General features: G+C 33.6%; 17 protein-coding genes. 3 read left to right on the top strand and 14 right to left on the bottom strand.

Annotation, left to right across the window (positions count from 1 at the left end; translation table 11 throughout):
- Window position 1 precedes the first annotated feature (1 nt).
- Window positions 2-1,279, bottom strand: a complete 1,278-nt coding sequence (locus EAI80_RS05340) for a PTS transporter subunit EIIC (protein ID WP_129981216.1) — start codon at window positions 1,277-1,279, stop codon at window positions 2-4.
- Between the two features lie 126 nt (window positions 1,280-1,405).
- Between EAI80_RS05340 and EAI80_RS05335 the strand changes: the two genes are divergently transcribed.
- Window positions 1,406-2,227, top strand: a complete 822-nt coding sequence (locus tag EAI80_RS05335) for an AraC family transcriptional regulator (RefSeq protein WP_129981215.1) — start codon at window positions 1,406-1,408, stop codon at window positions 2,225-2,227.
- A gap of 75 nt (window positions 2,228-2,302) precedes the next feature.
- On the opposite strand, the gene rpsR is transcribed toward EAI80_RS05335, so the two are convergent.
- The 6 genes from rpsR to ychF all read right to left on the bottom strand — a co-directional run bounded on the left by rpsR (window position 2,303) and on the right by ychF (window position 5,960).
- Window positions 2,303-2,533 carry a 30S ribosomal protein S18 gene (rpsR, locus tag EAI80_RS05330; RefSeq protein ID WP_006505606.1) on the bottom strand — a complete coding sequence of 77 codons (231 nt, stop codon included), beginning with the start codon at window positions 2,531-2,533 and terminating at the stop codon, window positions 2,303-2,305.
- Between the two features lie 15 nt (window positions 2,534-2,548).
- Window positions 2,549-3,037 carry a single-stranded DNA-binding protein gene (gene ssb, locus EAI80_RS05325; RefSeq protein ID WP_117459107.1) on the bottom strand — a complete coding sequence of 163 codons (489 nt, stop codon included), beginning with the start codon at window positions 3,035-3,037 and terminating at the stop codon, window positions 2,549-2,551.
- A 16-nt stretch (window positions 3,038-3,053) separates the two neighbouring features.
- The gene (gene rpsF / locus EAI80_RS05320; RefSeq protein ID WP_117459108.1) at window positions 3,054-3,344 is read right to left on the bottom strand and encodes a 30S ribosomal protein S6; all 291 of its coding nucleotides are present in this window, start codon (window positions 3,342-3,344) and stop codon (window positions 3,054-3,056) included.
- 122 nt (window positions 3,345-3,466) lie between these two features.
- The gene (gene ispD, locus EAI80_RS05315) at window positions 3,467-4,102 is read right to left on the bottom strand and encodes a 2-C-methyl-D-erythritol 4-phosphate cytidylyltransferase (protein ID WP_192924005.1); all 636 of its coding nucleotides are present in this window, start codon (window positions 4,100-4,102) and stop codon (window positions 3,467-3,469) included.
- A 38-nt stretch (window positions 4,103-4,140) separates the two neighbouring features.
- Window positions 4,141-4,860, bottom strand: a complete 720-nt coding sequence (gene srtB, locus EAI80_RS05310; protein WP_129981214.1) for a class B sortase — start codon at window positions 4,858-4,860, stop codon at window positions 4,141-4,143.
- Window positions 4,860-5,960, bottom strand: a complete 1,101-nt coding sequence (ychF, locus tag EAI80_RS05305) for a redox-regulated ATPase YchF (RefSeq protein WP_129981213.1) — start codon at window positions 5,958-5,960, stop codon at window positions 4,860-4,862. Before ychF ends, srtB begins: the two co-directional genes overlap by 1 nt.
- Before the next feature lie 91 nt (window positions 5,961-6,051).
- On the opposite strand from ychF, the gene EAI80_RS05300 reads away from it, so the two are divergent.
- A complete protein-coding gene (locus EAI80_RS05300) occupies window positions 6,052-6,525 on the top strand; it encodes a phosphatase PAP2 family protein (RefSeq protein ID WP_161220285.1) in 474 nt (157 codons plus the stop codon).
- A 60-nt stretch (window positions 6,526-6,585) separates the two neighbouring features.
- On the top strand, window positions 6,586-7,281 hold the full coding sequence (locus EAI80_RS05295; protein ID WP_238634440.1) for a polysaccharide deacetylase family protein: 696 nt from the start codon (window positions 6,586-6,588) through the stop codon (window positions 7,279-7,281).
- Between the two features lie 197 nt (window positions 7,282-7,478).
- Here the strand turns inward: EAI80_RS05295 and EAI80_RS05290 are convergent, their stop codons facing one another.
- The 7 genes from EAI80_RS05290 to EAI80_RS05260 all read right to left on the bottom strand — a co-directional run bounded on the left by EAI80_RS05290 (window position 7,479) and on the right by EAI80_RS05260 (window position 13,960).
- Window positions 7,479-7,673 carry a DUF951 domain-containing protein gene (locus EAI80_RS05290; protein ID WP_022425725.1) on the bottom strand — a complete coding sequence of 65 codons (195 nt, stop codon included), beginning with the start codon at window positions 7,671-7,673 and terminating at the stop codon, window positions 7,479-7,481.
- A gap of 2 nt (window positions 7,674-7,675) precedes the next feature.
- A complete protein-coding gene (locus EAI80_RS05285) occupies window positions 7,676-9,097 on the bottom strand; it encodes an NAD(P)/FAD-dependent oxidoreductase (RefSeq protein WP_006505616.1) in 1,422 nt (473 codons plus the stop codon).
- Between the two features lie 73 nt (window positions 9,098-9,170).
- Window positions 9,171-10,637: a family 1 glycosylhydrolase gene (locus tag EAI80_RS05280; RefSeq protein ID WP_129981210.1), complete on the bottom strand. Its 1,467-nt coding sequence runs from the start codon at window positions 10,635-10,637 to the stop codon at window positions 9,171-9,173.
- 94 nt (window positions 10,638-10,731) lie between these two features.
- Complete coding sequence (locus EAI80_RS05275; RefSeq protein WP_022425722.1) at window positions 10,732-11,619, bottom strand: ParB/RepB/Spo0J family partition protein; 888 nt, start codon at window positions 11,617-11,619, stop codon at window positions 10,732-10,734.
- Window positions 11,609-12,379 (bottom strand): AAA family ATPase, encoded by a 771-nt coding sequence (locus EAI80_RS05270; protein ID WP_022425721.1) that lies wholly within the window; start codon window positions 12,377-12,379, stop codon window positions 11,609-11,611. The genes EAI80_RS05275 and EAI80_RS05270 overlap by 11 nt, the downstream gene beginning before the upstream one ends.
- Before the next feature lie 86 nt (window positions 12,380-12,465).
- Window positions 12,466-13,326 (bottom strand): phosphatidylserine decarboxylase, encoded by an 861-nt coding sequence (locus EAI80_RS05265; RefSeq protein WP_129981209.1) that lies wholly within the window; start codon window positions 13,324-13,326, stop codon window positions 12,466-12,468.
- A gap of 1 nt (window position 13,327) precedes the next feature.
- Complete coding sequence (locus tag EAI80_RS05260; protein ID WP_129981208.1) at window positions 13,328-13,960, bottom strand: CDP-alcohol phosphatidyltransferase family protein; 633 nt, start codon at window positions 13,958-13,960, stop codon at window positions 13,328-13,330.
- Window positions 13,961-14,189 lie beyond the last annotated feature (229 nt).

Raw genomic sequence — 14,189 nt, 5'->3', positions numbered from 1 at the left:
TTTATTCTTTTGATTCTTTTTCTTCGTTTAAATATTGTCTATCTAATAATTTTAAGAATGGATACCAAATACACACACCTATTAGGACATTTACAATCTGTAATAATCCACCACGAATTGAACCTGTTGCTAAAATACCAGACAAGAATACAGGTGTAGACCATACAATAGTTGCACCATTGGTTCTAGGAACAATTCCTATACTCATTGAGAAGTAAGCCACAATTGACATGACTACTGGAGCTAAGATCCAAGGAATAATGATAGTTGGGTTTAATACGATTGGTAGCCCAAATGTAAATGGTTCAGAGATATTGAAACAAGCAGGTGCAACTAATAATTTCATTGTTGTTCTTAATCGTTTTGATTTTGCAATTAAAATGATACTTGCTAATGCAATGCCTAGTACAAGTCCACAATCAACGAAAACGCCTTTAAAAGTACTTGTCAAAATATTTGGTAATGCCTGATTTTTACTATATGCTGTGAAGTTCTGTAGAGCTAATGCTGCGTAAATAGGTTCTACAACTGAGTTAACAACAATTGTTCCATGAATACCAAACCACCAGAATAACTGTGCTAAAGCAATAACTAAAAGAAATGCTGGTAATGTAGCACCAATTCCCTGTAATGGAGTCTGTAAGCTCTTATAAACGAAATCTACTGCATTACCCCATGTAGTGAATGTGAATGCATATCTAATAATATTCATAACAAGTAATGATGCAGCACCTGGAATAATAGTTTCAAAAGATTTCGCAATTGCTGGTGGTACTGAAGCAGGCATTTTAATTTTTATATCCGCATTTTCAATTCTACAGAAAATTTCTGTTGATAATACTGATATGATCATACCTATAAACATTCCCTCTGCCCCGAATTTAGAGATGGGAATAAATCCTGCACTTTTTTGATATGTAATTGGAACTAACATTAAGAAACTTGAAAGTGCAATTGCACCTGCATATAAAGAAGATTTTCCATAATTCTTTGCTAAATGATATGCAATACCAAATACCATAAAGATGGTACTAATATTCATAGTTGCATTCGCAACTGGTCCAAAGAAATTATTTAAGAAATCAAGCATTACTTTTGGTAATAATCCACTAAATCCAAATGTTGTTGGTAAATTCTGTAAAATAATACAGATTGATGCAAACATTGTTGGTGGAAATGCAAGCATACAGCCATCACGTACTGCTATGATATATTTATTTTCTGCAATCCATGTTGCTACAGGCAACATTTTATCCATTAGTTTATCACTGAAACTCATTTTATTTCTCCTCATCAATTCATTTAATGTTAGCGCTAACTTAATTTTTATTATAATTATCTTTTAACTTTTAAACATATCAATTTGTGATATAATCATGGACAAATGTGACATAGGAGAAATATTATGAGAATTGAAACAAATGATAATTTCTACAAAAATACTGATGGACTCATCTACAATAATGGCTATGAAGAGTGTGAACCAGGACATTCTTTTGGTCCTGCCGTACGAAAAAGTTATATGATTCATTATATTACAAGTGGTAAAGGAATTTTTAAATGTGAGGGTAAAGAGTATCATCTTGAAAAAGGAGATGCCTTTTTTATAAAACCCGGCCAGGAAGTATACTATTGCGCTGATATGCATGATCCTTGGGCTTACGGCTGGATTGGCATGCAGGGATTAAAAATAGAATCCTATCTCAATAGAACAACATTAGCTAATAGTCCTATTCTTCATTATTCTAAAAATGATAAAATGGCATTAAAGTTTGTAAATATTTCAGTTGCTTATCGTTCTACTTCCCTATGTAAAGAATTATTATTAAACAGTTTACTCTATGATTTTCTTCATTTTCTCGTGAATGAGTTCCCTAATTTTAAAAATATGAATCCTACAGAGGAAGAATATGTGAATGCTATTATTAACTATTGTATTACTCATATTGATGAAAAAATATATGTAACAGATATTGCGGATTATTTAGGTCTTAATCGTTCTTATACTACAAGACTATTTAAAAAGAACATGAATACATCCTTGAAAGATTATATTTTAAAGACAAAGTTTGAAGAAGCTGAAAGATTGCTGACTGAAACTACTTTACCTATAAAAGTAATTAGTAAATCAGTTGGTTTTGATGATGAGTTGTACTTTTCACGAATGTTTCATAAGAAGATGAATGTTTCTCCATATAACTATAGAAAAAAGAATGATTCAAATTAAAAAGGCTGTACCTCGTGGTACAGTCTTTTTAAGCACAAAAAAACCTTGATTTACATCAAGGTTCATAGGTTAGAATTATTCACCAACGTATGGTAATAAAGCCATCTGTCTTGCTCTCTTGATTGCTCTAGCAAGTTTTCTCTGATACTTAGCGCTTGTACCAGTTACACGTCTTGGGATGATTTTACCGTTAGCTGAGATAAATCTCTTTAAAAGTTCAACATCTTTATAATCGATGTAATCAATCTTGTTTTTAGTGAAGTAGCAAACTTTTCTTCTACCCATTCTCTGTCTTCTGAAAGCCATTGTTGTTTCCTCCTGTTAGAATTGAATATCGTCATCCATGATATCATATGAATTCACTGAATCATCAAAATCTTTATCTAGATCCACTGTCTTCATATCATAGAAGTCATTGTTGTTTTGTCTAGGCTGCTGAGTCATTGTAGGCTGCTGCATCATAGGTGCACTCTGCTGAGCTCTTTCTCTCTGTGCTCTTGTTTCCAAGAACTGAACTGAATCAGCCACAACCTCTGTTACATAAACTCTCTGGCCTTGATTGTTGTCGTAACTACGAGTCTGTATACGACCATCGACTGATACAAGTGAACCCTTGCTGCAGTACTGTGCAACATTTTCAGCAGGTTTTCTCCATACAACACAGTTGATGAAATCAGCTTCCTGACCATCTCTTGTTGAGAAGTTACGATCAACTGCTAAAGTAAAACTTGTTACAGCTGTACCATTACCTGTTCTTCTTAATTCAGGATCTCTTGTAAGTCTTCCGACTAATGCGACACGGTTAAGCATTCGCCCTCACCTCTTCTTAGTCTCTTCTTAAAGTTAAGTGACGTAATACGCTTGGGTTGATACGTGATAAACGTTCGAATTCAGCGATTGCTTCTGGAGTTGTATGAGTATCGATTACTACATATAATCCCTTAGTATAATCTTTGATTTCGTAAGCTAATTCACGTAAGCCTAACTTTTCAGTGTCAACGTTATCAACAACACCTTCACCTTCAGTTAAGATTGCTTTAAAACCATCTAATACTGCATTCTTAGCATCATCTTCTAAATCAGGTTTTAAAATCATCATAATTTCATACTTGTTCATTTTTTTACCTCCTCTGGTCTTGACGGTCTAGAATACTTCTAGACAGGCAGTAATATTTTACATGCTCGTTCATACTATCACAAGAAAATCAAAAAAGCAATGATTAATCGAAGTTTTTTTTACTATTTTAGATCTTCTTTCGTAGTGATTTTAATATTGTCATAATCACCTTCTACAACATAGACATCTTTACCCTGTAATTCCAACATAGATGCATCATCAGTCGCCTGGATATTGTTTTCAATGGCTTCTTTATAAGCATTTCTAATAAGTACTGTATCAAAAGCCTGTGGTGTCTGTGCCTGCATCAGTTCAGATCTAATAAGTGTTTCTACTACCTTACCGTCCTTGACACGCTTGATTGTATCTTTACATGGTACCATTGCAAGAACTGCCTTATATTCTTCCATACCTACTACCAAACGGTCTAGAAGGTCTTTTTTCACAAAAGGTCTTGCGCCATCATGAATCATTACATAATCACTTGTGACATGTTTTAATCCTTCATAAACAGAATCCTGTCTTTCTTTTCCACCTTCTACAAACTTCATACATTTCTTATTTAATAGTTTCTTGAAATGTGACTGTTCTTCTTTTTTACATACAATAATGATTTCTTCACATCTCTTATCATGTAAAAAGACATTCACTGTCTTTTCATATACAGTCTCTCCCTGTAATTGATAGAACATCTTGTTGTAACCAAGACCTGTTCTCTTACCACTTCCTGCACATAATATAATTGCGCTATACATCATGAATCACCTCTATTCCATTATATCAAAAAGAACGTAAATTACTTTACGTTCTTTTCTAGTCTAGCAAATAAAACACTACGTGTTGTTGTATCAGGCGCATAACAAGTAGATAGAAGCAGTAATGGTGCTGTATTTTGTGTATCTACATCTCTTGATTGTTTAGCGGATGATTTCGCATTAGCCACATAACTTGCATAATCAATATCCTTCAAGTAATAATCACTTGTTGCATCAATGATCTTAGTACTATAGATAGAATATACATTAATGCTGCCATCTGGTAAATAAATATATACTTCTGGATGATTATTAAAGTAATCCTGATCTGTAAACTTCTTAATATTCGCAAACATTGAACCATTCTTCATATTATGACCATAAATAATTGTATTACTATCAGTCAAAGAAGAATTATTATCTTCATCTAAGAAAATACTGCCTGCAAATGAATACTTCTTCTCATAGTTTGTATGAATATATGTATCATTTGTTTTTCCTTTTAATAAAGCATAATCAATGTTTGTATTAGGAATATAGATCCATCCTACGATATCTTCATTAATACTCTTTAGTTGGTTAAAATCAACTTTTCTATCCAGTGGTGAATCCTGCTTCACTTCAGTGACGACTTCTTCTTGTAGCTTCTTGTTGTCAGAGTTGACCTTATGATATTTATATCCAATGTTCGCAAGATTACCTGCACTATATAGAAAGACAGCTAAACATACTACAAGAAGAATACGTCTAATGATTTTCATTATACGTTAAACTTGAAGAACATGATATCACCATCAAGTCCTTTATAAGTTTTTCCTTCCTGTCTGATCTTACCAGCTTCTTTTAAAGCCACTTCACTCTTATACTGCATCATATCATCATAAGTATAAGTTTCAGCTTTAATGAAACCTTTCTGGAAGTCTGTATGAATAATACCGGCCATTTCTGGTGCTGTCATACCATTAGTAAATGTCCATGCACGGCATTCATCAGGTCCTACAGTAAAGAAAGTCTTTAAGTCTAATAAAGCATATGTTTCTTTAATAAGCTTATCTAAACCACTTTCCTTGATTCCTAAATCATCCATGAAGATAGCTTTATCTTCTGCATCTAATGCAGCTAATTCACTTTCAATTTTAGCGCAGATAGGAACAACATCGCATCCTTCTTTTGCAGCATATTCTTTTAAAGTAATATAGTATGGGTTTGAATCTGGATCTTCGATATCTTCTTCACCCATATTCGCTACATAGATCATAGGCTTAGTAGTTAATAAGTTGAACTGTTTTACATAAACCATTTCTTCCTCATTAAAAGTAAGTGTACGAGCCATCTTACCAGCTTCTAATACTTCTTTTAATGGTGCTAATACTTCCATTTCAGCTTTAGCTTCTTTATCACCAGTCTGAGCTTTCTTTTCAATCTTACCAATTCTCTTGTCCACTGTTTCTAAGTCAGCCATTACAAGTTCAAGATTGATTGTTTCAACATCACGTACTGGATCTACTGAACCATCAACGTGAGTAATATCCTTATCTCTAAAACATCTTACTACTTCACATATTGCATCTGTTTCTCTGATGTTAGCTAAGAATTTATTTCCTAAACCTTCACCTCTAGATGCACCTTTTACAAGGCCGGCAATATCTGTAAATTCAAATGTAGTATAGATAGTCTTCTTTGGATTAAAGATTGCAGCAAGATCATCTAATCTATGATCTGGTACTTCAACAACACCTACGTTAGGGTCAATTGTTGCGAATGGGTAGTTGGCTGCTTCTACCTGTGCGTTTGTGATTGCATTAAATAATGTAGATTTACCAACGTTTGGTAAACCAACGATTCCTGCAGTTAATGACATAATTTATATTCACTCCTTTTAATCTACATTATTTTATTATAACTAACATCAAAATGCAATGAATGAATGGTATAATGGGGAAGGTGATAGAATGAATAATATATATGAAAGACTCAATCAATTTTTATGGTCTCATCCTACTTATAAAAAAGTGGTAGGATTTCTTACAATCGCATTAAAATATATCATGATGGCTTCTTATGTGATGTTATTAATTGGTTTCTATATAACTCATGATGATTATCTCATTTATGCAATTATTAAACCTTGTGCTGCATTTCTTATTGTGACAGTGATTAGAAAACTGATTAATCAATCACGTCCCTATGACTACTTAGAAGTCACTCCACTCTTTGAACATCGTGAAGGATGTTCTTTCCCTTCTAGACATGCTGCAAGTGCATTTATTATCGCATTTACTGCGATTCATTTTGATTTATATATTGGTATAGTGATGCTTATATTCGCATTTTTAACTGCCATTACAAGGGTTTTAAGTGGTCTTCATCATATCAGTGATGTGACTGCTGGTATGGTGCTCAGTCTTATTATTGAACTTTTTTAGATTACATAACTATTACACAGAGAAGTGTGTATAATGGTATCCGGTAAAGGAGATGTGCTCATGAAAAAGATAAATATTGCGATAGCTTTCATGCTTCTCATCAGTCTTGTTTATAGTCCTGTACATGCTGATGAAGTAAAAGAGGTTTATCTGACTTTTGATGATGGACCTTCTCATAACACACCTCAAGTATTAGATATTCTCGATAAACATAATGTGAAAGCGACATTCTTTGTGACTGGTGAAAATGCCCGTTACCAGAGCTATATTCGTACAGCTTATTTAAAAGGACATGCCATTGGTGCACATAGCTATACACATAAGTATAGTATTTATCAAAGTGAAGAAACTTATTTTGAGGATTTAGGTAATATTGAGAAAATCATCAAAGAACAAACAGGACGTACCAGCAAATTGATCCGTTTCCCTGGAGGAAGTTCAAATACGGTATCAAGACATTATTCACAGGGAATTATGGCTAAGGTTGCACAAGTTGTAGAAAAGAAAGGCTATAAGTACTATGACTGGAATGTATCTTCTAATGATGCGACAAGACGTTCAGTAAATCCTGCACGTATTATTGAAAGTTCTAAGTCAAGACTACCACGTGTCTGTATTTTAATGCATGATACAGCCACTAAAACAACTACAGTACAGGCATTACCTGCAATTATTGAATACTATCAAGCAAATGGATATACTTTTAAAACATTAGAACATACTGACTTTGTCAGTCATCAACGTATCAACAACTAACGAGAGGCATAATGCCTCTCGTTTTTGTGTAAATAAAAAAAGGATAACTGAAGGGGCGGTCGAACCATTTCTAAGAATGGGCATCCCTCATCCGCCATATATCTAATTAGATATACGCCGTGTTAGACGAGACCGATTTTTCTACATCAGTTATCCTGTATGATTACATTAAATCATTATTTTTTGATGGAGTCAAATTATTCACTTTCTTTATGTTCAATTACTTTTTTTAATCTCTTTTCAAAATCTCTTCGTGAAAACATGATAATTGCACCGCAACCCATGCATTTCACTTTAATGTCCGCACCCATTCTTACGATTTCCCATTGTGTGGATTTCTTACATGGATGTGGCTTTTTCATTTCAATAATATCATGTAATCCGTATTCCATCATTATTCTCCTAATCTTTTAATAATATCTCTTGCAACTAAGATTCCATTAGCACCTGCCTGAGCAAGTCCTCGTGTTAAACCTGCACCATCACCAGCAACATATAAACCATCTACAAGAGTTTCAAATCCTTCTCTTACCTTTGGTCTTGCACTATAGAATTTAGCTTCTACACCATAAAGTAATGTATGTTCATTCGCAATACCTGGTGTTACGTGATCTAATGCTTCAATCATTTCTACGATTGATTTCATTGTATTGTATGGTAATACAAGACCTAAATCACCTGGAACAGCTTCTGGTAATGTAGGCACTGTATAACCTTCTTTTAAACGCTTTTCAGTTGTTCTTCTACCCTTTTTGATATCTCCATATCTCTGTACGATGATAGAACCATTTGATAGTTTGTTTGCTAGTTGAGCCACCTGATGGGCAAATTCATTAGGCTGGTTAAATGGTTCAGAGAATACATGAGATACTAATAATGCAAAGTTAGTATTGTCAGATCCTAATTTAGGATCATGATAAGCATGTCCATTGGCCATCATTGTCCCTTCATGGTTTTCTATTACAACATGTCCACTAGGGTTTGAACAAAATGTTCTTACTCTTGTACCTACAGATGTGTTATAGATGAACTTTCCTTCATATAAGTTCTTATTGATTTCATCCATAACGATATTAGATGTTTCTACACGTACACCAATATCTACCTGGTTGTTATAAAGATCTAAGCCATGTTTCTTAAAGATAGCATCTAGCCATGTCGCACCATCTCTACCTGGTGCAAGTAATACTTTAGATGCTGTAATGATATCACCCTTTGCAAGCTTGATACCCTTGATTGTATTATCTTCTACAATAATATCTTCTACTTCTGTATTAAACTGGATATCAATATGTTCCTTTAATGTTTCCTGCATCTCAGTCATGATACGTAAGTTTTCTTCTGTACCTAAATGTCTGACCTTAGCACGTAATAACTTTAAACCTACTGCATAGCCTCTGTGTTCGATTTCTTTTACTTTGTCTGTAGTTGGGTCAGTAATATCTTTAGTTGCCCCATGCTTTAAATATAAGCTATCTACATAACGAATTACATCTTCTACTTCATTTGCTGGAAGATAATCAGTAAGCCATCCACCAAATTCACTTGTAATATTAAACTTACCATCAGAATAAGCACCAGCACCACCAAATCCACATGTAATAGAACATGCTGGTAAACAACCTGGTTCATTATCCTTAATTACTGGACACTGTTTGATCTTCTTATCTTTGATAGGACAATGTCTTGCAGTCACTGCTCTTCCTTTATCAATTAATAATACTGATAAGTTAGGATTCTTTAATACGAATTCATAACTTGCCATAATTCCTGCTGGACCAGCTCCTACTACAATTACATCATAATTTTCTCTCATATATACCTCACTTCTTTACCATTCAATAATACCATTCTTTCGACATAAAGAAAAGGTAGTAAAACCACTACCTTTAATCTTCAAATAAGCATGCACCATTTGTTTCAATGACATGTTTGTAATAATCAAATGATTTCTTCTTATAACGTTTATAAGTACCATTACCTAGATCATCACAATCTACATAGATGAAACCATAACGTTTAGACATCTGTTTTGTAGATTCAGAAACAATATCAATACATCCCCAAGATGTATAACCCATGAGGTCTACACCATCTTCTACAATCGCATTATACATTTCTTTAAAGTGTGCATCGAAGTAATCAATTCTATACTGATCATCTACAGTACCATTCACTAATTCATCCTTAGCACCTAAACCATTTTCTACTACAAATAATGGCTTTCTATAACGGTCATATAAGTCTACTAAAGATATTCTTAAACCAATAGGGTCAATCTGCCATCCCCAGTCAGATGATGGAATATATGGGTTCTTAATAGCCACATTAGTATTAGCTGCAGTCTTCTTTAAACCGTTGTCATCTTTTGCAACACAGCTAGATGAATAATAAGAGAATGAAACGAAATCAACTGGATATTCTTTCATAATTTTTAAGTCATCTGGTTCCATCTTGATATTGATGCCTTCATTCTTGAATTTAGATAATAAGTATGCTGGATATTCACCAAATACCTGTGTATCACTATAACAATATGTACTTCTCATATCCTGTTGTGCCTGTAAAACATCTTCAGGTTTACATGTATATGGGTAGTAAGTAAGCTTTGTTAACATACAACCTACTTTAGCATCAGGTCTTGCTTCATGTACGATCTTAGTTGCAAGTGCACTGGCTACAAACTGATGATGCATTGCCTGGAAGATCACTTCATTAAAGTTCTTACCTGGGAAACGATCTTTAATAAGTGCACCTGTAGTATATGGGTGTCTGATCATAGAGTCTACTTCATTAAAAGTAAGCCAGTATTTTACTTTATCCTTATATCTATCTACAATCACTTCACAATAACGTACAAACATTTCAATGACTTCTCTTGAATACCATCCATCATAATTTAATACAAGATTAATAGGTGGTTCATAGTGAGAAATAGTGACTAATGGTTCAATACCATATTTTAAACATTCATCAAATACATCGTCATAAAACTTTAAACCTTCTTCATTAGGTGTTGCATCATCTGCGTTAGGGAAGATTCTTGCCCAGGCAATAGATAAACGGAATACTTTAAAACCCATTTCTGCAAATAGCTTAATGTCTTCTTTATAGTGGTGATATCCATCTGCACCATGTCTTTTTGGATAGTATACTTCATCCTGTGTTTTTAATGCTTCTTCGATGTCAGCTGTAGTGACTTCGTTTTGTTTCTTATAGTCCTGTACATCTACATCTAAATGACTTCTAGCACAGTCTGAGACAGTGATACCTTTACCGCCTTCATTCCATCCACCTTCGTACTGATTGGCAGCAACAGCACCGCCCCATAAAAATCCTTCTGGAAATTGTTTCATATTGTGTGTCCTCTTCTTTCATATTTATTATACATAGAATATAAATTAAACATTGAGATTTCCCAGAAATGAAAAAAGAACAGTTTCCTGTTCTTTAGATATCTTCTATAACACCCATGATTTCTAGAATACGATTTAGGTCTTCTGTATCAGAATACTTAAGAGTAATTGTTTTTTCTTCTACCTTTACTTTAGTACGGAACTTCTTTCTTAATAAATCTTCTGCATAAGTATAGGTCGTATTTTTTTCTTTCTTAGGCGCATTTTTACGCTTCTGAGCAAGTTTATATCCTCTAACGATATCTTCTACCTGACGTACAGAAAGTTTCTCTTTAATAGCACGATTCGCAATTTTAAGAGCTGTTTCATCATCTAAACCTACTAATGGTCTAACATGTCCCATAGAAAGAATACCTTCTAGAATATACTGCTGAAGTTTCTCATTGATATTAAGAAGTCTTAAAGTATTAGTGACATGAGTTCTTGATTTTCCAATACGTCCAGCTAGTTCTTCCTGAGTCAGATTCATCTTATCCATCATAGCTTTATAAGCCTGTGCTTCTTCAATCGCATTTAAGTCTTCTCTCTGAATGTTTTCAAGAAGCGCAATTTCCATCATCTGATCATCAGTGAAGTCTACGATAATTGCAGGAACTTCTTTTAACCCTGCAATATTAGCTCCTCTAAATCTTCTTTCACCAGCTACAATATCATAACCATGAATAGACTTCTTTAATAGAATTGGCTGTAGAATACCATGTTCCTTAATAGACTGAGCCAATTCATTCAACTTATCCTGATCAAAATGTTTTCTAGGCTGATAAGGATTAGGTCTGATTAAATCAATAGAAACTTTTTCTTGAGTGAATTCATTAGAATTACTTTCAATCGCAGAAATCATTGATTGAAGATCTCCACCGGTAGATGTTGTATCAAAGATTGCATCTAATCCTTTACTTAAACGTTTTTTCTTATCTGCCATTTCTACTCACCACCTCTTTCGCAAGTCGTGCGTAAGACTTCGCACCTTCACTACGTGAATCATAATCAAAGATTGAAAGACCTGCAGAAGGTGCTTCTGAGAGCTTTACATTTCTAGGAATAACTGTTTTATAAACCTTATCCTTAAAGTATTTACGTACTTCCTGTGTCACTTCTACACCTAAATTAGTACGTGAATCAAGCATAGTCAATAATACACCTTCAATTGTGAGATTACGGTTAAATACTGACTGTGTTAATAAAATAGTATTTAATAATTGTGTTAAACCTTCTAGCGCATAATATTCACACTGTACTGGTATTAAGACACTATCTGCAGCTGTAAGAGCGTTTGTGTTTAATAAACCTAAAGCTGGTGGACAATCAATAATAATATAATCATATTGATCTCTAACACTATCCATTGCTTTTCTTAAACGTTTTTCTCTTCCCTTTGGTACAGCTGATAGTTGTACTTCTACACCCGCTAAGTCAATACTAGCAGGTGCCACATCTAGATGTGGGATTTCACTATGTTTGATGATTGATTCAATGGGTACTTCATCAATAAGTACGTCATAAGTTGTTTTTTCTAAACTAGAACGATCGATTCCAATACCCTGCGTCGCATTAGACTGAGCGTCCATATCTACAAGTAATACTTTCTTCTTCATAAGTGCGAGTGCTGCACATAAATTAATACTAGTGGTTGTTTTTCCTACACCACCTTTTTGGTTTGTAATTGCGATTACTTTGCCCATCACATAACCTCCTTATTCGCATTCTTAATTATAGCATAAAACTCTTTAAACAAAACAAAAAGAATGAGAAGGTATTCACCTTCTCACTATTTTAGTGTACCGATACGTTCTCCCATAAGAACACGTACTTCATCTTCATTTTTAGAAATGTTGAGAATATCCTCATCAATATCTACAATATCTTTTTTTATAAATAAGACAACTGTACTGCCACCAAATTCAAAATAGCCTTTTTCTTCACCACGTTTAAAGGTTTTCTTATTTAAGTTAGTAATTTTACCAACCATCATAGCCCCTACTTCCATCTGAACTACATCACCAAAGTGTTTTGTATGAAGAACTGTATAAGAACGGCTATTAGTGTTATAGATAGGATAATAATCACTTGCGATAGGATTGACTGTATGGAAAACACCTTTAATAAAGTGATCTTTGTCAGCTGTTCCATCATCAATGAAATGATAGTGATGATAATCATCTACTGTAAGTCTAAATACAAGACATAGACCACCTCTATATTCATCTGCAAGTGAAGGACTCATTAATAAGTCTTCAATTGTATAAACTGAATTCTTAATTTTAAGCTGTAATGTATCCTCAATAGGATAAACAGTGAGTTTACTATCACAAGGCGCAATAAGAACTTTTTCATCCATATCGATATGTCTTACACCATCTTTAATAGTACGTGTAAAGAAATCGTTATAAGAATGATAATCTTGTGATTCATATAGATTCATATCAATATTGTTTTTTTCTACAAAAGAATTGATTTGTCCTTTAGAGAGAGAAGAATTCATAAAAGCACCACCAAGTTCTGTAATAACAGGCTGAGTGAGTACTTTTAGTAAGCATCTTCCTGCAAGTGATCCATATAATTTCTCTAAGAAGAGATCCTGTGACTGATCATATTCTAATTTTTCACCATTACGTTTGAATATTGCCATACTAGATTAAAACAACACCTTTAATAATTAAAATGATTAATAAAATAATACCAAAGCCAATAAGACCTAGGACACCCTTAAAATCAGGCTTGATTACTTTGATATTAGCTACGAATAGAATACCTACAACTAGTAGTCCAATTAAATAAACAAACTGAACTTGAGGTACTTTAAGCCATACTGTTAAACAGTAAATCATTGGAAAAATTAGAGAAGAAGATGTAACAGGTAATCCCTGGTAATATTTTCTTTTTTCAGTAGTCTGCTGCTGTCTCATATCTTCCATAACATTAAAATATCCTAGTCGAATAACAGCACCAAGAATATATATAATAAAGATGATCAAACAAGGGAAACTATTGAATCCCATTGAGTAGGCAATGATTGCAGGATAAACGCCAAAACTGATTAAGTCTACAAGAGAATCAATCTGAATACCAAACTTCTTTTCTTCTTCTGTTCTGTCCTTTTTTGAACGTGCAACGATACCATCGAAAGAATCAAAAAAGCCACAAAGCATAAGACAGAATAATGCCAAAACATAATTGTGTTCAAATGCGAAATGAGTTCCTACAATCGCACTAATCAAACTACAATATGTTAGAATGACTGTATAGTTGTAATAACCAATCATACAATTCACCTTTCCTTCTTTTTTATAATCGGGTTCATTATAGCATGAATGCATATTGAATGATAGATATTTAACTTCTTTCTGTAAATAAAAAGAGGCTGTAACGGGTAAATAACTCATTATAGTTTCATAAAAAGCAAAAGACGGACCTCGGTCCGTCTTTTGTGGTATATTTAGTTTGCAATGATACACCAACAAGATTATACGGCATATCAGACATATGCGCTAC

This window comes from Catenibacterium sp. co_0103, assembly GCF_004168205.1.
In the GTDB taxonomy this organism is placed as follows: domain Bacteria; phylum Bacillota_I; class Bacilli_A; order Erysipelotrichales; family Coprobacillaceae; genus Catenibacterium; species Catenibacterium mitsuoka_A.
The sequence above is the reverse complement of the archived record's forward strand: the minus strand, read 5'-3'. Positions and strand labels throughout refer to the sequence as shown.